Annotated in this window: 17 protein-coding genes and 1 pseudogene; 10 read left to right on the top strand and 8 right to left on the bottom strand. The window is 70.7% G+C overall.

The features are described 5' to 3' along the window. Window positions 1-634: 634 nt before the first annotated feature. The 4 genes from ACWF94_RS02925 (at window position 635) to glgB (ending at window position 8562) form a co-directional block, all read left to right on the top strand. On the top strand, window positions 635-2632 hold the full coding sequence (locus tag ACWF94_RS02925) for a maltotransferase domain-containing protein (RefSeq protein ID WP_453484059.1): 1998 nt from the start codon (window positions 635-637) through the stop codon (window positions 2630-2632). Then, entirely contained in the window at window positions 2629-4338 is a 1710-nt protein-coding gene (gene treS, locus ACWF94_RS02920; RefSeq protein WP_453484058.1) for a maltose alpha-D-glucosyltransferase, read from the top strand. Before ACWF94_RS02925 ends, treS begins: the two co-directional genes overlap by 4 nt. A gap of 338 nt (window positions 4339-4676) precedes the next feature. Beyond that, window positions 4677-6062: a maltokinase N-terminal cap-like domain-containing protein gene (locus tag ACWF94_RS02915; RefSeq protein ID WP_453484056.1), complete on the top strand. Its 1386-nt coding sequence runs from the start codon at window positions 4677-4679 to the stop codon at window positions 6060-6062. 94 nt (window positions 6063-6156) lie between these two features. Further along, window positions 6157-8562 carry a 1,4-alpha-glucan branching enzyme gene (gene glgB / locus ACWF94_RS02910; RefSeq protein ID WP_453484054.1) on the top strand — a complete coding sequence of 802 codons (2406 nt, stop codon included), beginning with the start codon at window positions 6157-6159 and terminating at the stop codon, window positions 8560-8562. 138 nt (window positions 8563-8700) lie between these two features. Here the strand turns inward: glgB and ACWF94_RS02905 are convergent, their stop codons facing one another. From ACWF94_RS02905 to ACWF94_RS02890, 4 genes and pseudogenes are all read right to left on the bottom strand, one after another. Beyond that, complete coding sequence (locus tag ACWF94_RS02905; protein ID WP_453484061.1) at window positions 8701-10983, bottom strand: HelD family protein; 2283 nt, start codon at window positions 10981-10983, stop codon at window positions 8701-8703. Window positions 10984-11165: 182 nt separating this feature from the next. Further along, the gene (gene trxA / locus ACWF94_RS02900) at window positions 11166-11504 is read right to left on the bottom strand and encodes a thioredoxin (protein ID WP_453484052.1); all 339 of its coding nucleotides are present in this window, start codon (window positions 11502-11504) and stop codon (window positions 11166-11168) included. Continuing rightward, window positions 11501-11902, bottom strand: coding sequence for a MerR family transcriptional regulator (locus tag ACWF94_RS02895; protein WP_453484051.1), 402 nt, complete (start codon window positions 11900-11902; stop codon window positions 11501-11503). The genes trxA and ACWF94_RS02895 overlap by 4 nt, the downstream gene beginning before the upstream one ends. Window positions 11903-12407: 505 nt before the next feature. Then, a pseudogene (locus ACWF94_RS02890) lies at window positions 12408-13712 on the bottom strand (cation:dicarboxylate symporter family transporter); the annotation flags it as partial. 350 nt (window positions 13713-14062) lie between these two features. Here ACWF94_RS02890 and ACWF94_RS02885 point away from each other — a divergent pair. Both ACWF94_RS02885 and ACWF94_RS02880 read left to right on the top strand, forming a co-directional pair. Further along, window positions 14063-15667 carry a sensor histidine kinase gene (locus tag ACWF94_RS02885; RefSeq protein WP_453484049.1) on the top strand — a complete coding sequence of 535 codons (1605 nt, stop codon included), beginning with the start codon at window positions 14063-14065 and terminating at the stop codon, window positions 15665-15667. Window positions 15668-15850: 183 nt separating this feature from the next. Then, the gene (locus ACWF94_RS02880) at window positions 15851-16552 is read left to right on the top strand and encodes a response regulator (protein ID WP_453484048.1); all 702 of its coding nucleotides are present in this window, start codon (window positions 15851-15853) and stop codon (window positions 16550-16552) included. A gap of 57 nt (window positions 16553-16609) precedes the next feature. Here the strand turns inward: ACWF94_RS02880 and ACWF94_RS02875 are convergent, their stop codons facing one another. Next, window positions 16610-17359 carry a DUF2306 domain-containing protein gene (locus tag ACWF94_RS02875; RefSeq protein ID WP_453484046.1) on the bottom strand — a complete coding sequence of 250 codons (750 nt, stop codon included), beginning with the start codon at window positions 17357-17359 and terminating at the stop codon, window positions 16610-16612. Between the two features lie 267 nt (window positions 17360-17626). Between ACWF94_RS02875 and ACWF94_RS02870 the strand changes: the two genes are divergently transcribed. After that, window positions 17627-18421 carry a TetR/AcrR family transcriptional regulator gene (locus tag ACWF94_RS02870; protein ID WP_453484044.1) on the top strand — a complete coding sequence of 265 codons (795 nt, stop codon included), beginning with the start codon at window positions 17627-17629 and terminating at the stop codon, window positions 18419-18421. A gap of 20 nt (window positions 18422-18441) precedes the next feature. Here the strand turns inward: ACWF94_RS02870 and ACWF94_RS02865 are convergent, their stop codons facing one another. Then, window positions 18442-18777: a hypothetical protein gene (locus tag ACWF94_RS02865; RefSeq protein WP_453484043.1), complete on the bottom strand. Its 336-nt coding sequence runs from the start codon at window positions 18775-18777 to the stop codon at window positions 18442-18444. Further along, the gene (locus ACWF94_RS02860; protein WP_453484041.1) at window positions 18762-19178 is read right to left on the bottom strand and encodes an ATP-binding protein; all 417 of its coding nucleotides are present in this window, start codon (window positions 19176-19178) and stop codon (window positions 18762-18764) included. The genes ACWF94_RS02865 and ACWF94_RS02860 overlap by 16 nt, the downstream gene beginning before the upstream one ends. A 234-nt stretch (window positions 19179-19412) precedes the next feature. Here ACWF94_RS02860 and ACWF94_RS02855 point away from each other — a divergent pair, with 234 nt between their 5' ends. From ACWF94_RS02855 to ACWF94_RS02845, 3 genes are read left to right on the top strand one after another with little or no spacing between them, the layout of a single operon-like run. After that, the gene (locus ACWF94_RS02855) at window positions 19413-20258 is read left to right on the top strand and encodes a helix-turn-helix domain-containing protein (RefSeq protein ID WP_453484039.1); all 846 of its coding nucleotides are present in this window, start codon (window positions 19413-19415) and stop codon (window positions 20256-20258) included. Window positions 20259-20263: 5 nt separating this feature from the next. Then, entirely contained in the window at window positions 20264-20470 is a 207-nt protein-coding gene (locus ACWF94_RS02850; protein WP_453484037.1) for a DUF397 domain-containing protein, read from the top strand. 10 nt (window positions 20471-20480) lie between these two features. Continuing rightward, window positions 20481-20687 (top strand): DUF397 domain-containing protein, encoded by a 207-nt coding sequence (locus ACWF94_RS02845; RefSeq protein ID WP_453484035.1) that lies wholly within the window; start codon window positions 20481-20483, stop codon window positions 20685-20687. A gap of 96 nt (window positions 20688-20783) precedes the next feature. Here the strand turns inward: ACWF94_RS02845 and ACWF94_RS02840 are convergent, their stop codons facing one another. After that, window positions 20784-21809, bottom strand: coding sequence for an ATP-dependent 6-phosphofructokinase (locus ACWF94_RS02840; protein WP_453484033.1), 1026 nt, complete (start codon window positions 21807-21809; stop codon window positions 20784-20786). Window positions 21810-21871: the final 62 nt, after the last annotated feature.

Here is a 21871-nt window from a genome sequence, read left to right as displayed (position 1 = left end):
GTCCAGGACCGGGCCGACCCGCCCGGCAGCCGCCCGGTCCGCCGCACCCGACCGGTGCGGCGGGCACCATGGGCAGACGAGCGCTCCACGCGCTCACGAGTGGCCATGTGCACCCACGGGTGCCACGGGCGTTCGACCGTGCTCATGAGCACTCATGGATGCTGTACGGACGCACCGGACGGGTCCGGCCTCGGTCCGGCGGCGCCCTGCCGTGCCCGGCCCGGACGCACCAACCAGCGGGTACGGACGGACCGGACGTACAACCCGGACATACGGACCGGGCATACGGACCGGACGTACGGACCGGACGTACAGCCCGGCCCGGTCGGCACATCCGGTACCGGTCGGCACATCCGGTCCCGGCCGGACGGGAGGTACCGGCCGGCGGGAAGGTACCGGCCGGCCCGGACGCGTACGGCCGGACCAGCCCCTACCCGCCCGAACACCCATACGTATCCACGGTCATTCCGCCCAGTTCTTTCCGCCCACCGAGTGAACGCGGACAGGAGGGGCCATGCCCCCAGCCCGCCAGTCGTCGACTGAGCAGTTACAAAGAGCTGACGAAACTTACGAAATCGGCATATATCTGAAACAACCTCACAACGTCCTGCCCAAACAGCCCTCAGGTGAGCCCATGATCGGTCGTATCCCCGTCCTGGACGTCAGCCCCCAAGTCGACTGCGGCAGGAGGCCCGCGAAAGCCGTCGTCGGCGAGACCTTCCAGGTCAGCGCCACCGTGTTCCGCGAGGGGCACGACGCCGTCGCCGCCAATGTCGCGCTGCGCGACCCCAGCGGCCGGCCCGGCCCCTGGACCCCCATGCGGGAGCTGGCCCCCGGCACCGACCGCTGGGGTGCCGACATCACGCCGGACGCCGTGGGCCGCTGGAGCTACGCCGTCGAGGCGTGGAGCGATCCGGTCACCTGCTGGCTCCACCTGGCACGGATCAAGATCCCGGCGGGCATCGACACCGCGCTGGTGCTCCAGGAGGGCGCGGAGCTGTACGAGCGGGCCGCCGCCGGGGTGCCCAAGGGCGACGGCCGGGAGACGGTGCTCGCGGTGGTCGACGCGCTGCGGGACACGGCCCGCCCGGCCGCCGCCCGGCTCGCCGCCGCCCTCGCCCCCGGCGCCGGCGCCGTCCTCGCCCGCCATCCGCTGCGCGAACTGGTGACGGTCTCCCGGCCGTTGCCCCTGCTGGTGGAGCGGCGGCGGGCCCTGTACGGCTCCTGGTACGAGCTGTTCCCGCGTTCCGAGGGCGCGGTGCTCACCGAGGGCGCCCCGCCGGTCTCCGGCACCTTCCGCACCGCCGCCGAGCGGCTGCCCGCCGTCGCCGCGATGGGCTTCGACGTGGTCTATCTGCCCCCCGTCCACCCCATCGGCACCACCTTCCGCAAGGGCCCCAACAACAGCCTCTCCCCCGGCCCGCACGATGTCGGCGTCCCCTGGGCCATCGGCTCCCCGGACGGTGGCCATGACGCGCTCCACCCCGACCTCGGCACCTTCGAGGACTTCGACCACTTCGTGGCCACCGCCCGCGCCCTGCGGATGGAGGTCGCCCTCGACTTCGCGCTTCAGTGCTCGCCCGACCACCCCTGGGTGCGCGAGCACCCGGAGTGGTTCCGCCACCGGGCCGACGGCTCGATCGCGTACGCCGAGAACCCGCCGAAGAAGTACCAGGACATCTACCCCATCGACTTCGACACCGATATGCGCGGTCTTGTCCAGGAGACCCTGCGGGTGCTGCGGCTGTGGATGGCGCACGGCGTACGGATCTTCCGGGTGGACAACCCGCACACCAAGCCCGTGGTCTTCTGGGAACAGGTGCTCGCGGACATCAACCGCACCGACCCCGATGTGATCTTCCTGGCCGAGGCGTTCACCCGCCCGGCGATGATGCGCGCTCTGGCGGGCGTCGGCTTCCAGCAGTCGTACACCTACTTCACCTGGCGCACCGGCAAGCACGAGCTGACGGAGTACCTCACCGAGCTGTCCGGCGAGACCGCCTCGTACATGCGTCCCAATTTCTTTGTGAACACCCCGGACATCCTGCACGCCTATCTCCAGCAGGGCGGCCGGCCGGCCTTCGAGGTGCGGGCGGTGCTGGCGGCGACGCTGTCGCCGAGCTGGGGCGTGTACGCGGGGTACGAGCTGTGCGAGAACACCCCGGTCAGGGCGGGCAGCGAAGAGTACCTGGACTCCGAGAAGTACGAACTGCGCCCGCGCGACTGGGAGTCCGCCGAGCGCGAGGGCCGTACGATCGCACCCCTGATCACCACCCTCAACCGGATCAGACGCCGTAACCCCGCGCTCCAGCAACTGCGCGACATCCACTTCCACCCCACGGACAACGAGGCGGTCATCGCGTACTCGAAGCGGTCCGGGCGCTCCGGCTCGAACACGGTCCTCGCCGTCGTCAACCTCGACCCCCACCACACCCAGGAAGCCACGGTCTCGTTGGACATGCCGCGACTCGGCCTCGCCTGGCATGAGTCCGCACCGGTGCGCGACGAGCTCACCGGCGAGACCTATCACTGGGGCAGAGCCACATATGTGCGCCTGGAGCCGGGCCTCAGGCCCGCGCACATCGTCGTTCTGCGACCGTCCCCGCCGACCGGAGGGTCACCCACATCATGATCGTCAACGAGCCCGTGCACGACCTGTTCGAGGACACCCCGGCCAAGGACCGGGATCCCGACTGGTTCAAGCGGGCGGTCTTCTACGAAGTCCTTGTGCGGTCCTTTCAGGACAGCAACGGGGACGGCGTCGGAGACCTCAAGGGCATCACCGCCAAGCTCGACTATCTCCAGTGGCTGGGAGTCGACTGCCTCTGGCTGCCGCCGTTCTTCAAGTCCCCCTTGCGGGACGGCGGTTACGACGTCGCCGACTACACATCGGTACTGCCGGAGTTCGGCGATCTCGCCGACTTCGTCGAGTTCGTGGACGCCGCCCACCAGCGCGGTATGCGGGTCGTCATCGACTTCGTCATGAACCATACGAGCGATCAGCACGAGTGGTTCCAGCAGTCCCGCAGCAACCCGGACGGTCCCTACGGCGACTATTACATCTGGGCGGACGACGACAAACAGTTCCGGGACGCCCGGATCATCTTCGTCGACACAGAGACGTCGAACTGGACCTTCGACCCCGTACGGGGGCAGTACTACTGGCACCGGTTCTTCTCCCACCAGCCGGATCTCAACTATGAGAACCCGGCCGTCCAGGAGGAGATCATCTCGGCCCTGCGCTTCTGGCTGGACCTGGGCATCGACGGCTTCCGGCTGGACGCCGTGCCCTACCTCTACCAGCAGGAGGGCACCAACTGCGAGAACCTCCCCGCCACCCACTCCTTCCTCAAACGGGTCCGCAAGGAGATCGACGCGCACTACCCCGACACCGTGCTGCTCGCCGAGGCCAACCAGTGGCCGGAGGATGTCGTCGACTACTTCGGCGACTACCGGCAGGGCGGCGACGAATGCCATATGGCATTCCACTTCCCGGTGATGCCGCGCATCTTCATGGCGGTCCGGCGGGAGTCCCGCTACCCGGTCTCGGAAATCCTCGCCAAGACCCCGGCGATTCCGCAGAACTGCCAGTGGGGCATCTTCCTGCGCAACCACGACGAGCTGACCCTCGAAATGGTCACGGACGAAGAGCGCGACTACATGTACGCGGAGTACGCCAAGGACCCCAGGATGCGGGCCAACATCGGCATCCGGCGGCGGCTCGCGCCCCTCCTGGACAACGACCGCAACCAGATCGAGCTGTTCACCGCGCTGCTGCTGTCGCTGCCGGGATCGCCGATCCTGTACTACGGCGACGAGATCGGGATGGGCGACAACATCTGGCTCGGCGACCGGGACGCGGTCCGCACCCCCATGCAGTGGACCCCTGACCGGAACGCCGGATTCTCCTCCTGTGACCCCGGCAGGCTCTATCTGCCGACCATCATGGACCCGGTCTACGGCTACCAGGTCACCAATGTCGAGGCGTCGATGAGCAGCCCCTCCTCGCTGCTGCACTGGACCCGGCGGATGATCGAGATCCGTAAGCAGAACCCCGCCTTCGGACTCGGCTCGTACACCGAACTGCCCTCCACCAACCCCGCCGTGCTCGCCTTCACCCGGGAGTACCAGAACGACCTGGTGCTCTGCGTCCACAACTTCTCGCGGTTCGCCCAGCCCACTGAGCTGGATCTGCGGGAGTTCACCGGCCGGCACCCGGTCGAACTGATCGGCGGGGTGCGCTTCCCCGCCATCGGGCAGTGGCCGTATCTGCTCACGCTGGCGGGCCACGGGTTCTACTGGTTCCGGCTGCGGAGGGACACGACGACGGCCTCCTGATTGCCGGGAGCCCCTCCCCGATCGCCGGATCGCCCGGCACGCCGGATCGCCGGATCGCCTGATCCCCTGGGGGCCTCGTGAACCCCCGGGGCGACCCGGCCCTCGTCCACGCGGGCCGGCGGCTCGTACGCCCGGGCCGACCCGCATACGCCCGCGCCCGCGCCCGCCCGACCGCCGGGGGCGGACCGGACCGTACCTCCCGCGGGGCGGATTCCACCGCCCCGCACCGGGCACTCTCCGCGTCACCCCCGCGCGCCGCCGGACAGTCAACGCCCTGATCCGGGACACTCTACGCATTAAGCGTCAATAGGGTGTATCTCGGGGAAAGGGCGCGATTCATGCCGGAGGCTGCATCCACCCGGACTCCCGTCGCACTGCTCCCGTCCCTCGCGCCCCTGTTGCACGCCTGGCTGCCACGCCAGCGCTGGTTCGCCGGGAAGGGCAGACCGGTCACCGGCTTCTCCCTGGTCTCGGCCACCGAACTGCTGCCGCTGGACGGCCCGGGGCCCGGGCTGCTGCATCTGCTGGTGGGGGTACGGGGGCCCGGCCCGGCCGCCGAACCGGCCGGCCCGCCGCAGGACTGCTATCAACTCGTGCTCGGGGTGCGCGAGGCCCTGCCGCCCGCGCTCGCCCCCGCCCTGATCGGCCGGCCCGCCGACGGCCCGCTCGCCGGGCGCACGGTGTACGAGGGGCTGCACGATCCACACCTGACGGAACTGCTCCTGGAACGGCTGCGCACCCCGGGGGCCCTGGGCCCCCTGCGCTTCGAGCGGTTCGACCCGGCGTCCGCCGTGCCGCGCGGTCTCACCCCCCGGCCGCTGGAGGCCGAGCAGTCCAACTCGTCGCTGGTCTTCGGTGACGCGTACATCCTCAAGATCTTCCGGCGGGTCCAGCCGGGCCCCAACCCCGATCTGGAGTTGCCGCTCGCGCTCGCCCGCGCCGGCTGCGACCAGGTGCCGGTACCCGTCGCCTGGTACGAGGCGAGCGCGCCGCACCCGTACACCCTCGGGGTGCTCCAGCCGTTTCTGCGCGGCTCGAAGGACGGCTGGCGTCTCGCGCTGGACGCGCTGGCCGCCGGGCGGACCTTCACCGAAGAGGCCCGCGCGCTGGGCCGGGTCACCGCCGAGGTGCACACCGCGCTGGCACACGCGCTGCCCACGGTGCCCCTGCGCCGGGCCGACACCGAGGAACTGGCGGCGGCGATGCACCGCCGCCTCGACGAGGCCGCGCGGGCCGTGCCCGCGCTGACGCCCTTCGCCCCCCGTCTGCGGACCGCCTTCGACGCGGTCGCCGCCCTCGGGCGCGCGGACCGGACCTGCCGGGCGCAGCGCGTGCACGGCGACCTCCATCTCGGCCAGGCGCTGTACGCGGACGCGTACTGGTCCCTCATCGACTTCGAGGGCGAGCCCGCCCGGCCGCTGACCGAGCGCCGCCGGCCGCAGCCCCCCGTACGGGACATCGCCGGGATACTGCGGTCCTTCGACTACGCGGCCCGCACCCACCGCCCCTGGAGCCCCGGCTGGGCCGAGCGCTGCCGTACGGCGTACTGCGAGGGCTACGCCGACGCGGCGGGCGCCGACCCGCGCGCGGAGCCCGAACTGCTGCGCGCGTACGAGACGGACAAGGCCGTGTACGAGGTCGTCTACGAGGCCCGGCACCGGCCCGACTGGCTGCCGGTGCCGATGGCGGCGATCGAACGCCTGGCCGCCGCCGCCCTGCTGTGACCCCTTGTCCGTCGTGCACCACCAGCATGTTGTGCCCCTCTTGTCCGCCGTGCACCATCAGCCCGCGTCCCCAGGCCAAGGAGGCCCGAACCCCGTGAGCGCCCGCCCCCCGTCCCGTAAGCCGTCGTCCGTGCCTTCGCCGGAGCCCGCCGCGTCCGACCCGGCGGCGGAGCGGGGGCCGAAACCCCGTGGGAAGAAGTCGCCCGCCCCCCGGGCGCGATCGGCGGGCAGCCATGGCGTACGGGCCGCCCGGCCGCTCGACCCGGGCGAGCGGGAGCGGCTGCTGTCGGGCGGCCACCACGATCCGCACGCCCTGCTCGGCGCGCACATCGGCCGCGCGGGCGTCGAACTGCGGGTGCTGCGCCCCTGCGCCCGGTCCGTGACCGTGCTCGCCAAGGGGCTGCGGGCACAGCTGCGCGAGGACGGCGACGGGTTCTTCTCGGGGACGCTGCCGCTGCGGGCGGTGCCGGACTACCGGCTGCTGGTCGCCTACGACAGCGACGGTGACAGCGACAGCGACAGCGACAGCGACGAGTCTCCCGGCGGAGACGGCGAGGCGGCCGGTGTCCACGAGATCGAGGCGCACGACCCGTACCGCTTTCTGCCCGCACTCGGCGAACTCGATCTCCATCTGATCGGCGAGGGCCGCCACGAGGAGCTGTGGCGGGCGCTGGGCGCGCATCCGATGGTCCACCAGGGCGTCACCGGCACCCGGTTCACGCTCTGGGCACCGAACGCGCGCGGGGTGCGGGTGGCGGGCGACTTCAACTACTGGGACCCGACCGGCTTCCCGATGCGGTCGCTGGGCTCCACGGGGGTGTGGGAGCTGTTCGTGCCGGGGGTCTTCGAAGGCGCGCTCTACAAGTTCCAGATCATGCGCCCCGACGGATCGCACACCATGCGCGCCGACCCGATGGCCCGGCGTGCCGAGGTGCCACCCGCCAACGCCTCCATCGTGACCGAGTCCCACCATGTGTGGCGGGACGAGGAGTGGATGGCGCACCGGGGCGACCGCGCGATCCATGAGTCGCCGCTCTCGGTCTACGAGGTGCATCTGCCGTCCTGGCGGCCCGGTCTGACCTACCGGCAGCTCGCCCTCCAGCTACCTCAGTACGTGAAGGACCTCGGCTTCACCCATGTCGAGCTGATGCCGCTCGCCGAACACCCCTTCGGGGGCTCCTGGGGCTACCAGGTCACCGGCTTCTACGCCCCGACCTCCCGGATGGGCACCCCGGACGACTTCCGCCATCTGGTCGACGCGCTGCACCGGGCGGGCATCGGCGTGATCATGGACTGGGTCCCGGCGCACTTCCCGCGCGACGACTGGGCGCTCGCCGAGTTCGACGGCAGACCGCTGTACGAGCCCGGGGACCCGGCGCGGGCGGCGCACCCGGACTGGGGCACGCTGGAGTTCGACTACGGCCGCAAGGAGGTGCGCAACTTTCTGGTCGCCAACGCGGTCTACTGGTGCGAGCAGTTCCATATCGACGGGCTGCGGGTGGACGCCGTCGCCTCGATGCTCTACCTCGACTACTCGCGCGAGGACGGCGAGTGGACGCCGAACGAACACGGCGGCCGGGAGAACCTGGACGCGGTCGCCTTCCTCCAGGAGATGAACGCCACGGTCTACCGGCGCTGCCCCGGCGTGGTCACCATCGCCGAGGAGTCCACCGCATGGGACGGGGTCACCCGCGCCACCCACCATGTGGGGCCCGGTGGCTTCGGGGGCCTCGGGTTCGGGCTGAAGTGGAACATGGGCTGGATGCACGACTCGCTGGGCTATGTCTCCCACGAACCGGTGCACCGCAAGTTCCACCACCATGAGATGACCTTCTCGATGGTCTACGCGTACAGCGAGAACTACCTCCTGCCGATCTCCCACGACGAGGTGGTCCACGGCAAGCGGTCGCTGGTGGGCCGGATGCCCGGCGACTGGTGGCAGCAGCGCGCCAACCACCGCGCGTATCTGGGCTTCATGTGGGCCCACCCCGGCAAGCAACTCCTCTTCATGGGCCAGGAGTTCGCCCAGGGCGCCGAGTGGTCCGAGTCCCACGGCCCGGACTGGTGGCTCCTGGACCCCTCGTACGCGGCCGAGCCCGACCACCGGGGTGTACGGCTGCTGGTCGGCGACCTCAACACGGTGTACGGCGCGACCCCCGCCCTGTGGCAGCGCGACACCGACCCCGGCGGCTTCTCCTGGGTCGACGGCGACGCCGCCGAGGACAACGTCTTCGCCTTCCTCCGCTACGACGCCTCCGGTGCCCCCCTGCTCTCCGTGAGCAACTTCTCCCCCGTCGTCCGCCACGAGTACCGCCTCGGCGTCCCGGACCTGACCCCCGCCTGGACGGAGCTGCTCAACACCGACTCGGCCCGCTACGGCGGCGGCGACGTCCTCAACCCCGACCCGGTGAAGTCGGACCCCACGGCGTCCCACGGCCGCCCCTGCTCTCTCCTGCTCACCCTGCCCCCGCTGGCGACGGTGTGGCTGCGGCCGCACTGAACCGGGTCCGGGTCGCAGACATGTCCTCAAGCGCCGGACGGGCTGAATATGCGCACCCGGGTCGAAAACCAGCCCCGCCGGCGTTTGAGGCGCGGAGTTCGGGGCGGAGCCCCGACAAGCGGCGCGGCGCGCGCACAACTACCCCAGCCCCACCGGCAGGTGCCCCGTGTGCACAACCCCCACCCGCTGCGTCGCCCGCGTCAACGCCACATACAGATCGCTCACGCCGAACAGCGCGGGCTCCACCACGATCACCGAGTCGAATTCGAGCCCCTTCGCCTCGCGGGGTTCCAGGAGCACGACCCGCCGGGTCAGATCGACAGGTCCCGATCCGAATCCGGGGCCGCGTCCGGGGCCGCCCGCCTCGCCCAGCACCCCGTGCAGCTCGCGCGGAGCGATGACCGCGAGCCGCCCCTGCTCGGGCGTCTCCCGGGCGATCGCCGCGCGGACGGCCCCGCCGATGTCCTCCGTACGCTCGATCCAGGGCGCCACCCCGGTCGACCGCACCGAGCGCGGGGGCTCGAACCCGGGCTGGGTCGCCCGCCGTACGGCCGCCGCGACCTCCATGATCTCGGCGGGCGTACGGTAGTTGACGCCCAGCCGGGTGTGGGTCCAGCGGTCACCGGCGTACGGTTCGAGGATCGCGTCCCAGGAGCCGAGCCCGGCCGGGTCGCCGGTCTGGGCGGGGTCGCCGACCAGGGTCATCGAACGGGTCGGGCAGCGGCGCATCAGCAGCCGCCAGGCCATCGCGGACAGTTCCTGGGCCTCGTCGACGATGATGTGCCCGAAGGCCCAGGTGCGGTCGGCGGCGGCGCGGGCCGCGGCGCTGCGGTCGTCGGTCTCCTCCTGGCGGTCGGCCATCCGCTCGGCGTCGATGATGTCGTGGGCGGCGAGGACTTCGGACTCCTCGTCCTCGAACTCATAGGTCGCGGAGCCCGCGGAGAGTTCCAGCACCCCCTGGGCGTAGGCGATGCGCTCCTGCCGTTCGGCCTCGGCCGCGGCCCGCTCGGCGCTGTCGTCGAAGCCGAGGAGTTCGGCGGCCTCGTCGAGCAGCGGTACGTCGGCGGGCGTCCACGGTCCCCCGGCCCGCCGGATCGTCTCGGCGTCCCCGTCGGACAGACCGTCACCCGGCCGGGGGTCGGCGAGGAAGTCCGCGACCAGCCGCTCGGGGGTGAGGGCGGGCCACAGTTCCTCGATCGCCGCGTGCACCCCGGCGCTGGTGGCGATCTCCTTGCCGAGCTGGGCGATGTCGTCGGGCCCGAGGAGGTTGGGCCCGCCGTACGGGTCCGCGCCGAGCCGGTCCGTGAGCTGCCCGGTGAGGGCGTCGATGATCCGGAAGGCGAAGTGGGGCCGGGCGAGGTTGTGCGGCAGCCCGGTGGCGCGGGCCCGGTCGCGGGCGTCGTAGGCCATCTCCCGGTCGAGCCGCAGGGTCCCGTACTGCTCGTGGTCGATCTCCAGGGCCGGCTCGGGGACGGTGTTCTCGGCCTCGTACGCGCCGTGGTCCCCGTAGACCCCGTACGGAACCGTCTCGGGCAGGGTCTGCCGGTCGCGTACGGCCCGCGCGAGCACCCCGGCCATCGCGGCGCGGCCCTTGACCTCGGCGGCGGCGGGGGTGTCGGTCCCCTCGGCCCGTACGCCGGGGAACAGCTCCGCCATGGTCGCCAGCAGAACGCCGGTCTCGCCGAGCGCGGGCAGCACCTCGCCGATATAGCCGAGGAACGCCGGGTTCGGCCCGACGATCAGCACCGCGCGGCGGGCGAGCTGCTCGCGGTGCGCGTAGAGCAGATACGCGGCCCGGTGCAGCGCGACGGCGGTCTTCCCGGTCCCGGGCCCGCCCTCGACGACGAGGATGCCGTGCCGTGGGGCGCGGATGATGCGGTCCTGCTCCGCCTGGATCGTCTGCACGATGTCAGCCATCCGCCCGGTTCGCGACGCGCCGAGCGCGGCGAGCAGCACCGCGTCCCCGCCGGGGTCCTCGTGCCCGGTGCGGGTGGCGTCGGCGAGATCGAGGATCTCGTCGTGGAGCGCGGTGACCGTGCGCCCTTCGGTGGTGATGTGCCGCCTGCGGCGCAGCCCCATCGGTTCGTACCCGGTCGCGAGATAGAAGGGCCGGGCGACGGGCGCGCGCCAGTCGATGAGAAGGGGGGTGCGCTCGGGGTCGTCCCTGCGGATTCCGATACGCCCGATGTGATGGTGTCCGCCGTCCCGGAGATCGAGGCGCCCGAAACAGAGCCCGGAGTCGACGGCATTCAGCGCGGCCAGCTCGGCGGAATAGCCGGCGACACTGACATCCCGCTCGACGCGCGCCTGGAGACCGGTGCTGACCTGCCCGATCGTGGATCGTACGGCTGCCGCGGCCTCCTCGCGGAGCGCTTCGAGACGCTCGTAGAGGACGGTGACGAATTGCTGCTCTTTCTGCAATTCCTCGGTTGACAATTCAGCTCCCGACGCGCTATGGTGTCATCAGTGAGTATTTCTGTGCCCATATGTCCGGTGGACATGGAAACACTCAATATACCCAGCGAAATACCCCGCCCGTCAATTCGACGGCGGGGTATTTTTCGGTGCGCTGCCGGAGCCGCCCGGATCGCGGCGGGCGTGCCTCAGACCGGCACGACGTCCTCCAGTTCCTGGAGCAGCCGCCGCTTGGGCCGGGCGCCGACCATCGACTTCACGGGCTCGCCGTCGCGGAACACCATCAGGGTGGGCGTGGACAGGACGCCGTAGCGGGTGGTGGTCTCCGGGTTGGAGTCCACATCGATCTGGACGACGGTGAGACGGTCGGCCTCCTCGCGGGCGAGGGCGCTGAGGACCGGGGCGATCTGGCGGCACGGGGCGCACCAGTCGGCGGTGAACTCGACGAGTACGGGGAGGTCGCTGAGCAGGACCTCGGTGGCGAAGTTCTCGTCCGTGACGGTCGCGACGCCTACTGCCTTGATCATGGTGTAGTCCCTCCGAATTCGCAGCGTGGTTCCGGGCCGCCCGTCAGCTCCGCCTCGGCCCGCGCGAGCTGGGTGCCCACGTGCTCGCGGACCGAGCGGAGCTGTGCGATGAGGGCGTCCAGCTCGGTGAGTTTGGCCCGGTAGACGGCGAGCGAGGCGGGGCAGGAGTCGCCCGCCGGGTGGCCCGCGCGCAGGCATTCGACGAAGGGACGGGTCTCCTCCAGATCGAACCCGAAGTCCTGGAGGGTCCGGATCTGCTGGAGCAGACGCAGGTCGTCCTCGCCGTAGGCGCGGTAGCCGTTTCCGGTGCGCCGCGCGGGCAGCAGACCGCGCGACTCGTAGTAGCGCAGGGTGCGGGTGGTGGTCCCGGCCCGCCGCGCCAGCTCGCCGATTCGCATGTCCCCGACCGTAATCCTTGACGCCGGGGTGAAGGCAACAGGCGGACCCGCGGGCAACTGGCGGCCCCGGAGGCGGCGGACGGCCCCGGAACCCGGTGTGCCCCGGCCGGGCCCTCCGCCATGGGGGAAGCGGAGGGCGGGGCCGGGGCGGGACGGGCGGTGGCGCGGTGGGCCGAGGTTGGGAGGGGGTCTGGCCACCGGACCACGCCCTGGTTACCGGGGGTAGGGCGGCATGGGCCAACGGTCCCACACTCTGTGCGTCCTGGCACGCCGCCGCTGGTCAGACCTTTGTCGGTACGTCCGCGTCCTCGTGGTTCTCCGGTACGTCCGGCCCGTCCGGCCCCTCGCGGCTCTCCGGTGCATCCGCCTGCCCACGGTCCTCCGGTACGGCGGCGGCGGCCGGACCCCGCCGCGCGTCAGCGGGTCCGGCGGTGTCGTGGCCATGTCCGTGCTCGTGCCCGTGCTCCTGCTCGTGCCCATGCTCGTGCCCATGCCCGTGCCCATGCCCGTGCCCGTCGTCCAGCAGGGTCTTCTCGTCGAACGGGATCCGCCCCGCGAGCACCTCGCCTGCCCGCTCCTTGTCGATCTCCTTGGTCCAGGTGCCGACCAGTACGGTGGCCACCGCGTTGCCCGCGAAGTTGGTCAGCGCCCGTGCCTCGCTCATGAAGCGGTCGATGCCGACGATCAGTCCGACACCGTCGACCAGTTCCGGCTTGTGCGACTGGAGGCCGCCCGCCAGCGTCGCCAGACCCGCGCCGGTGACCCCGGCCGCGCCCTTCGAGGCGATGATCATGAAGATCAGCAGGGAGATCTGCTCGGACGCGGACATCGGGTCGCCCATCGCGTTGGCGATGAAGAGCGAGGCCATCGTCAGATAGATCGCGGTGCCGTCGAGATTGAACGAGTAGCCGGTCGGCACGGTGATTCCGACCACGGGCTTGCTGACACCCATGTGCTCCATCTTCGCGATGAGCCGGGGCAGCGCCGACTCCGACGACGACGTGGAGAGGATCAGCAGGAACTCCCGGCCCAGATACCTCAGCAGGGAGAACAGATTGATGCCCGCGACCAGCTTCAGCAGCGCGCCCAGGATCACGAAGACGAAGAGCGCACAGGTCGCGTAGAAGCCGATCATGATCACGGCGAGCGACTTCAGCGCGTCCAGGCCGGTCTCGCCGACCACCGCCGCGATCGCGCCGAACGCGCCGACCGGAGCGGCCCACATGATCATGGCGAGGATACGGAACACCAGCCGCTGGATGTGCCCGATACCGCGCAGCACCGGTTCACCTGCCGCGCCCATCGCCTGGAGCGCGAACCCGGCCAGCAGGGCGACCAGCAGCGTCTGGAGCACCTCGCCGCCGGTGAAGGCGGAGACCAGGGAGGTGGGGATGATCCCCAGCAGGAAGTCCGCGGTGGACTCGCCGCCCGCACCCTCGGCTGCCTTGTCGCCCGCCTCGCGCGCCGCCTCGGTCAGATGGAGCCCGGAGCCCGGCTCCAGCACATTGCCGACGAGCAGCCCGATGGCCAGCGCGACCGTCGACATCGCCAGGAAGTAGCCGAGCGCCAGTCCGCCGACCGCGCCGACCTTGGCCGCCTTGCGCACCGAGCCGATGCCCAGCACGATCGTGCAGAAGATGACCGGCGAGATCATCATCTTGATGAGGTTCACAAAACCGGTGCCGATGGGCTTCAGCTCGACGGCGACCCCGGGGGCGGCGAAGCCCACCGCGATGCCGAGCACCACCGCCGCGATGACGGCGATGTACAGATAGTGGGTGCGGTCCCTTGGGCCTGCCACAGCAGCCACGGGGGTCCTCCTAGAGCGAGTCGGGGGCAGTCCGTGTCCCGTATGGACTGCCGCGACTATTCATCACTCTGTGACGCCCGTCACGGTTACGTGCCTTTCGTTCACGCGAAACCGCGTGCGCCCTCCCACCTCGCACCCCGCGACGCCTCATCCGCCCCGACCCACCACGCCCGCATCCGCCCCAACTCACCACACCCGCGTCCGCCCCGACCGACCACGCCCGCGCCCACCCGCGTCCACCCCGACCGGCCACCGCACACCGCGTGCCCGAACCCCCGCGCCCCCTCCAAGCCTCCTCCAAGCCCCCCTGCGCATCGTCCCCGCGAAATCCGGCGTGCAGACTGTGGCCCATGCGCATACGCCGCCCGCGCAGCCTCGCGGGCCAGCTCTTCGCGATGCAGGTCGTCCTGGTCGCCGCCATCGTGGCGGGCTGCGCCCTCTTCGCGTACGTCACCGACCGCGCCCAGGCCGAAGAGACCGCCCGGCTCCAGTCCACGGCCACCGCGACCGCCGTCGCCCGCTCCCCCTCGGTCATCGCGGCGGCGCGCACCGAGCGCCCCACGGACGCGCTCCAGCCGTACGCGGAGGGCCTGCGCCAGGACGCGGGCGTCACGTTCATCACGATCATGGCCCCCGACGGCACCCGCTGGACGCACCCCGAGCCGGACCGGATCGGCGGCAAGTATCTGGGCCACACCGAACAGGCCCTGGCGGGCAGGATCCACAGCGAGCGCTACGCCGGAACGCTCGGCTCCTCGATCCGGACCGTCGTGCCCGTGTACGACAACGGGCGGATCACCGGGCTCGTCAGCGCCGGTATCACCGTCCAGCGGATCAGCGAGCAGGTCCGCGGACAGGTCGCCGCGCTCCTCGCGGTGGCGGGCGCGGCGCTGGCGCTCGGCGGACTCGGCACGTATGTGATCAACGCCCGGCTGCGGCGGCACACCCATGGCATGAACGCGGCCGAGCTGAGTCGGCTGCACGACTACCACGAGGCCGCGCTGCACGCGGTGCGCGAGGGGCTGGTCATGCTCGACGGGCGGCGCAGGATCGCGCTGTTCAACGACGGCGCGCGGGAACTGCTCGGCCTGGGCGAGGACGCGGTGGGCCGGCCCGTCGCCGAACTGGGACTGCCCGCCCCGCTCACGGAGGCGCTGCTGGCGTCCGGTCCCCGGGTCGACGAGGTCCATCTGACCGCCGACCGGGTGGTCGTGGTGAACACCAGCCCGGTGGTCGGCGGCGAACAGCGCGGCACCGTCGTGACCTTGCGCGACCACACCGAACTCCAGGCACTCTCCGGCGAACTGGACTCCGAGCGCGGCTTCACCCAGGCCCTGCGCTCCCAGGCCCACGAGGCCGCCAACCGCCTGCACACCGTGGTCTCCCTCATCGAACTGGGCCGCACGGACGAAGCCGTCGACTTCGCCACCGCCGAACTCGAACTGGCCCAGGTCCTCACCGACCGGGTCGTCGGCGCGGTCGGCGAACCGGTCCTCGCGGCCCTGCTGCTGGGCAAGACCGCCCAGGCCAACGAACGCGGTGTGGAACTGGTGCTGGCGCCCGACAGCCGTATCGACGACGGGGTGCTGCCGCCGTCACTGCCCGCCCGGGACGTGGTCACCATCCTGGGCAATCTGATCGACAACGCGGTGGAGGCAGCGTCGGAGGCCGCCTCCGCGCGCCCCGCACGGGCCCGCGTCACGGTCGCCGCGCGCGCCGACGACGGCGAACTCCTCATCCGGGTGTACGACACCGGCGAGGGCGTCGACCCGGCGAGCGCCGACGACGTCTTCCACCGCGGCTGGTCCACCCACGGCTCCGGCCGCGGCCTCGGCCTCGCGCTGGTCCGCCAGACCGTCCACCGGGTCGGCGGTACGGTGACGCTCGCCCACGGCCCGGACGGCGGCGCGGAGTTCACCGTACGGCTGCCCCTGCGCACGGAGGTATCGGCATGAGCGCGGCGAGCGGAGACGGCGGGCCCATCAGGGGTGCGGGCTGTCTCGGAGGTACCCGCATGAGCACCGTGAGCGGAGACGGCGAGTCCATCAGGACCCTGGCTGACACAAAGGCACCCGCATGAGCGCGGCAAGCGGAGACGGCGGGTCCATCAGAGTGCGGGCTGTCACGGAGGTACCCGCATGAGCACCGTGAGCGGAGACGGCGGGCCCATCAGGGTCCTGGTCGTCGAGGACGACCCCGTCGCAGCCGACGCGCACGCGCTCTACGTCGCCCGGGTCACCGGCTTCGCCGTAGCGGGGGTGGCCCACTCCCGTTCCGAGGCCGTCCGGGTCCTGGAGCGGACCGCGGTCGATCTGCTCCTCCTCGATCTCTACCTCCCCGACGGCCACGGGCTGCACCTCGTACGCTCCCTGCGCGCCGCGGGCCACTCGGCCGATGTCATCGCCGTCACGTCCGCCCGCGATCTCACCATCGTGCGCGAAGGCGTGTCGCTCGGTGTGGTGCAGTACGTCCTTAAGCCCTTCACCTTCGCCACCCTCCGCGACCGCCTCTCCCGCTACGCCGAGTTCCGCGCCGCCGCCGGCGAGGCCAGCGGCCAGGACGAAGTCGACCGCGCCCTCTCCGCCCTCCGCGCCCCCCAGGGCGGCACCCTCCCCAAGGGCCTCAGCGGCCCGACCCTGGAAGCCGTCACCCGCACCCTGCGCGAATCGGCCACCGGCCTCACCGCCACTGAGGCGGGCACGGCCGTGGGCATCTCCCGCATCACCGCCCGCCGCTACCTGGAACACCTGGTCACCGAGGGCCGCGCGGCCCGCAGCCCTCAGTACGGCCAGATCGGCCGCCCGGAACTCCAGTACCGCTGGATTCCTGCGGTGCGCTGACGGGTTCGGCCGGCCGTCTCACCAGGGCCCGCGACGCAGCAGAGGCCACGGCCGCCGCTACGCGGGTACGGCCCCTGCTCCGGCGGTGGTGGTGGTCGGGCGGTCCGGGGCGGTGGAGCCGGTGGTGGCGGTGACATTGGGCCGGCGGCGGCTGCGGGCGAGAGGCTTAAGGGTGCGCTGGACGATGAACCACTCGGCGACTCCCGCGCTGACGAGGATGGATGCCCAGACCGAGGTGGCGTAGACGTCCTCGAAGCTCAGCCAGTCGTACCGCGAGCGGAGTGCCAGCCCGGTGATCAGGAAGACGCGCAGAACGACGGCGGCGAAGGAGAGCGCGTAGTTGCGGATCATCCAGATGCGGTGCAGCTGGACCTGACCCCGCCGGATCGTCAGATACGCCTGGGCCAGCGAGTAGAGCCAGGCCGCCGTCAGCAGGAAGAAGGCGACCTGTGCGGTGAAACCGTCGACGGAGAACGTCGCCGCCAGGATCGCCGCCACGGAAGCGATCAGGACGCTGACCATGTACACGCGGCCGACGATCCGGTGCGCCTTGCCGTACTTCTGCCGGAGCGCGGGGACGAACTGCACCGGTCCGAGCAGCAGGAGGAGGCTCGCGGGCAGGGCGTGGACGACGATGGAGAGGTAGTGCAGGGCCACGTCGGGGTTGATGGGGATCTTGCTCTGTGACGGGTCGCCGGTCAGATAGGCGGGCGCGCTGTACAGGGCCATACCGACCGCCGAGACGGCGAACAACGCCCATGCGCCCCGCCGCACACGGCGATTCGTCCGGAATATGGCTGTGGTCATGATGGCTCCCTGGGACTCGGCGCTGGTGGGGGGAGACCGGAGCCCAGTTCGACAGTGCAGACGGGGAGGACGGGGAACCGGCGCGTGTGCGCGCCGGATCGGTCCGCCCTGGCGAAGGCGTAGGGGCCCGGTCGTGCGAGGGGATGCGGTGTCGTGCTCCCCGTCGCGTAGATCACGCTAGCGACGGCTGAGGAAATTTGGCAGTGTTAGATTCTTCTGACAGTTTCAGTCTGCCGATGTCGTGAAAACTCCGTCGAACGGTCACCCATGCCCCCAGCCGAGCCCCCGGCCCAACCCGCAACCGGCCCGCCGTCCCTGCGCGAGCGGCGCCGGGCCGTCGCCGTACGCGAGATCCTGACCGCCGGCGAGGAACACATCGCCGAGCACGGGCCCGCCGCCCTGTCCCTGCGCGCGGTCGCCCGGAGTCTCGGGATGACCGTGCAGGCGCTCTACCACTACTTTCCGAGCCGGGACCATCTCGTCACGGCGCTGGTCGCCAAGGCGTACGACGACCTCGCCGACGCCGTACGGGCCGCCGTCGACACCGCGCAGAACCACGCCGCGGCCCCGGACGACACTGCGGCGCCGGACCACACCGCCATGCCGGGCATGGTGATCGCTGCCGAGGGCTACCGCCGCTGGGCCACCGAGAACCCCGAGCGGTTCCAGCTCATCTACGGGGCACCGCTGCGGCACTACCAGGCACCCGTCGGGGGTCCCACCACCCAGGCCGTCCGGCGGATGAGCGCGGTCTTCCAGAGCATGCTGTTCGACGGGTTCACCACGGCCCAGCTCGCGGAGGCCAGCCCCCTCGAACTCTCGTCCTCGCTCCGGACGCGGCTGGGACACCTGCCACCGGACGGCCTCGGAGCCCTGCCGCCCCCGGCGGTGTCCCTCCTCCTGAGCGCGTGGGGACATATGCACGGGCTCGTCGCCCTGGAGGTGTTCGGGCACACCACGTTCCTCGGCTCCGACCAGGCGGAGGTCTTCCATCTGGCCATGCGGAACATGGTCGAGGACATCCACAGCCGGATCCCTGCGGACCCCGGCGGCCCCGGCTAGGGAGACGGCCCGGCCCGCCGTCAGTGGTCAGCCGTGGGGAGTACGGATACGGGGCGGATGGTCCAGACGCAGCCCCCGGCCGGGGTCATCAGTCCGAAGTCGTACGGCCTGCCCCTGCGCAACTCGCGCACGGCCGCCCGCACCGTACGGTGATGCCCGAGCCGACCGGGTATCCCGTGGCACAACGGCCACTCCCGCCACGGCACGACAGCCCGTACGGAATCACACAGCCACTCCACCGCCTCACCCGGAGCCGTCGTGATCAGATCGCGCGGCGGCCCGTACGGGCGGAACGGCGCACTCGTCAGATCGGCGTGGCACCAGTAGGCGCGCGGCAGCATCACCCCGCCCGGCACGGTGGCCCCCCACGCCTGATCGGCAGATGAGCCCAGACCGTCTTGCCCGTCTCACGAGGCCGAACGCCCCACTGCGACGAGAGCGCGTCCACGATCAGCAGCCCGCGCCCCGAGGTGTCCTCCTCGCTCGGCTCCCTCAGCTCCGGCATCTGCCACTGGAACGAGTCGGAGACCTCGATGACGAGGACGCCGTCGCGACGGCGCAGGGCGAGTTCGAAGAAGTCGCCCGTCCCCTTGGCGTGTTGAACGACGTTTGCCGTCAGTTCGCTCGTGATGAGCGCGGCGGTGTCGACGAGGCCGCCGAGCTTCCACTCCGTCAGGAGCGCTCTGACGTGGTGGCGAGCGGTAGGTACGGAGTCCCTGCGGACCCGGAATCTCGTGGTGTTCGTACGCCCGGACATATGTCCCCCAACGTTGGTGGGCAGGCGGAACCAAGATCACCCAGCGTCCCCGACAGGGCGCGGAGTGCGATGTAATCGAAGCTAGAGCCATCAACATTCAACTTGCAACCCAAGTACTGATGTAACTTTACAAGTCACCCAAACGAGCAACGGCCTGGCGAGTACGGCCTGTTGCCGTGCAAACTGGTCACAGAAACAAGGGGAGGCAACATGCCCGCTGGCGGGAAGCCCACTGTGCGTAGTCGACGCCTGGGCGCAGCCCTCAAGCGGTACCGTCTGGCCGCGCGCCTCGATCAGGATCACGGGGCCGAGGCGCTGGGCTGCTCCAAGGCGAAGATCAGCCGGGTGGAGTCGGGCATCAGCGGGTCTCGCGTCGGTGATGTGAGGGTCCTGCTGGACCTCTACAAGGTCGAAGACCCACACGTACGGGCGAACTTGGAGCACCTGGCGCGCATGAGCAACAAGCGCGGCTGGTGGCTCGACTATGCGGGCGTCGTCAGCGACGAGCACGCGGATCTGATCGCGCTGGAGACGGACGCCTCGTACATCCGGTCATGGCAACCGCTCTTCATTCCAGGCTTGTTGCAAACGTCCGGGTACCTCAGGACTCTCCTCGACGCCAGCGTGACGACCTACCCTCCCGAGTTCATCGAGAAGGTCGTGGCCGTCCGCGAGGAACGCAGGCGGGTCATCGATGAGGGCAGGTCGCACTTCGCGGCGGTGATCTGGGAACCGGCGCTCGCCGCCCCTATGCCGTCTCCCACGGTGCACCGCGAACAGTTGGCCCACCTGATCGAAGTCGCGCAGCGCCCCAACGTGACCGTGCAGGTCCTGCCGACTTCGGAATGGGCAGCGGCACACATGACGGTGCACTTCGTCATGTTCTCCTTCGGTCCCGAGCCGGCTCCCGAAGCGGTCGCCTTCGACACCACGACAAGCAGCGTGATCCTTGAAGATCTTGACGACCTGGCCAAGCACGCACGCATCTTCGAAGTGCTCAGATCGGCCGCACTGAGCCCTGCGCAGAGCCTGGACTTCCTCCAGGGGACGGTCAGGGACATCTCAGCGAGCGAGAGGTAGCAGACGTGAGGAAGCAGCACATAGTCACCGACTTCAAGAAGTCCAGCGCGTCAGGAGGGGTGAACACGGACTGCGTAGAGGTCGCCCACACCGCAGACGGTGGCCGAGCCGTCCGCGACAGCAAGAACCGCGACGGCGGAGTCCAGTACTACACCCCCACCGAATGGGCCGCCTTTCTCCACGGGGTAAAGGCCGGGGAGTTCGACAACTGAGGGGGTAAGGATGAAGAACCACAGCATCGTGACCGCATTCAAGAAGGCCAGCCGGTCACAGAGCGGAACGCAGGACTGCGTAGAAGTCGCCCACACCGCAGACGGCGGCCGGGCCGTCCGCGACAGCAAGAACCGAAACGGCGGAGTCCAGTACTACACGCCCACCGAATGGGCCGCCTTCCTCCACGGCGTAAAAGCCGGAGAGTTCGACAACTGACGGTCCGACAAGGCATTCCCGCCCCGCCACGGCGACAGCCAGCCAAGCGCGGGGCGGCAACCCCGGCGGCCTGGACCCCGAAGCGCCGACGGCAGGTCAGAACACCGACTCCGCCTCGTACATCCGATCCACCGGCACCGTCTTAAGGCGGGTCACCGCGTCCGCCAGCGGCACCATCACCACATCGGTGCCCTGAAGGGACGTCATGACGCCGAAGTCACCCCGGTGCGCAGCCTCCACCGCGTGCCAGCCGAAGCGGGTCGCGAGGACGCGGTCGTACGCCGTGGGCACCCCGCCGCGCTGGACGTGCCCGAGGATGACCGGCTTGGCCTCCTTGCCGAGGCGGTGTTCCAGTTCGTTGGCGAGGCGGTTGCCGATGCCCTCGAAGCGTTCATGGCCGTACTGGTCGATCTCGCCCTTGCCGTAGTCCATCGAGCCCTCGGCGGGGTGCGCGCCCTCGGCGACGCAGATGACGGCGAACTTCTTGCCGCGCGCGAAGCGCTCCTCCACCATTTTGACCAGGTCCTCGACCTGGAAGGGGCGCTCGGGCAGACAGATGCCGTGGGCGCCGCCCGCCATGCCGGACTCCAGGGCGATCCACCCCGCGTGCCGGCCCATCACCTCCACGACCATCACGCGCTGATGGGACTCGGCGGTGGTCTTGAGGCGGTCGATGGCCTCGGTGGCGACGGTGACGGCGGTGTCGAAGCCGAAGGTGCGGTCGGTGGCGGAGATGTCGTTGTCGATGGTCTTGGGTACGCCGACGACGGGCATCCCGGCGTCGGAGAGCATCCGGGACGCGGTGAGGGTGCCCTCGCCGCCGATCGGGATGAGGACGTCGATGCCGTACCTGCGCTGCAACTCGCCGCAGTTCTCGGCGGCCTCGCGCAGCCGGTCGCGCTCCAGCCGGGCGGAGCCGAGGATGGTCCCGCCCCGGGCGAGGATGCCGCTGACCGCGTTGAGGTCCAGGGGCCGGTAGTGGCCGTCGAGGAGGCCCTTGAAGCCGTCCTCGAATCCGATGATCTCGTCGCCGTGCCCAGTGAGGGCACGGTGCACGACCGACCGGATCACTGCGTTCAGTCCGGGGCAGTCGCCCCCTGCGGTGAGAACTCCGATGCGCATCGTGCTGTGTCTCCTGCTGTTCAGTGGTACGGCTGAGCCTGGAGGTACAGGGAGGTACAGGT

Source organism: Streptomyces sp. NPDC055078 (assembly GCF_053607985.1).
This window is presented reverse-complemented; position numbering and strand designations above follow the sequence as displayed.

What these genes read in the sequence shown, in the direction of transcription:
- ACWF94_RS02925 (WP_453484059.1), top strand. Translation starts at nt 635, where the DNA reads ATGATCGGTCGTATCCCCGTCCTGGACGTCAGCCCCCAAGTCGACTGC.
- treS (WP_453484058.1), top strand. Translation starts at nt 2,629, where the DNA reads ATGATCGTCAACGAGCCCGTGCACGACCTGTTCGAGGACACCCCGGCC.
- ACWF94_RS02915 (WP_453484056.1), top strand. Translation starts at nt 4,677, where the DNA reads ATGCCGGAGGCTGCATCCACCCGGACTCCCGTCGCACTGCTCCCGTCC.
- trxA (WP_453484052.1), bottom strand. Translation starts at nt 11,504, where the DNA reads ATGATCAAGGCAGTAGGCGTCGCGACCGTCACGGACGAGAACTTCGCC.
- ACWF94_RS02895 (WP_453484051.1), bottom strand. Translation starts at nt 11,902, where the DNA reads ATGCGAATCGGCGAGCTGGCGCGGCGGGCCGGGACCACCACCCGCACC.
- ACWF94_RS02885 (WP_453484049.1), top strand. Translation starts at nt 14,063, where the DNA reads ATGCGCATACGCCGCCCGCGCAGCCTCGCGGGCCAGCTCTTCGCGATG.
- ACWF94_RS02880 (WP_453484048.1), top strand. Translation starts at nt 15,851, where the DNA reads ATGAGCACCGTGAGCGGAGACGGCGGGCCCATCAGGGTCCTGGTCGTC.
- ACWF94_RS02875 (WP_453484046.1), bottom strand. Translation starts at nt 17,359, where the DNA reads ATGACCACAGCCATATTCCGGACGAATCGCCGTGTGCGGCGGGGCGCA.
- ACWF94_RS02870 (WP_453484044.1), top strand. Translation starts at nt 17,627, where the DNA reads ATGCCCCCAGCCGAGCCCCCGGCCCAACCCGCAACCGGCCCGCCGTCC.
- ACWF94_RS02860 (WP_453484041.1), bottom strand. Translation starts at nt 19,178, where the DNA reads ATGTCCGGGCGTACGAACACCACGAGATTCCGGGTCCGCAGGGACTCC.
- ACWF94_RS02845 (WP_453484035.1), top strand. Translation starts at nt 20,481, where the DNA reads ATGAAGAACCACAGCATCGTGACCGCATTCAAGAAGGCCAGCCGGTCA.
- ACWF94_RS02840 (WP_453484033.1), bottom strand. Translation starts at nt 21,809, where the DNA reads ATGCGCATCGGAGTTCTCACCGCAGGGGGCGACTGCCCCGGACTGAAC.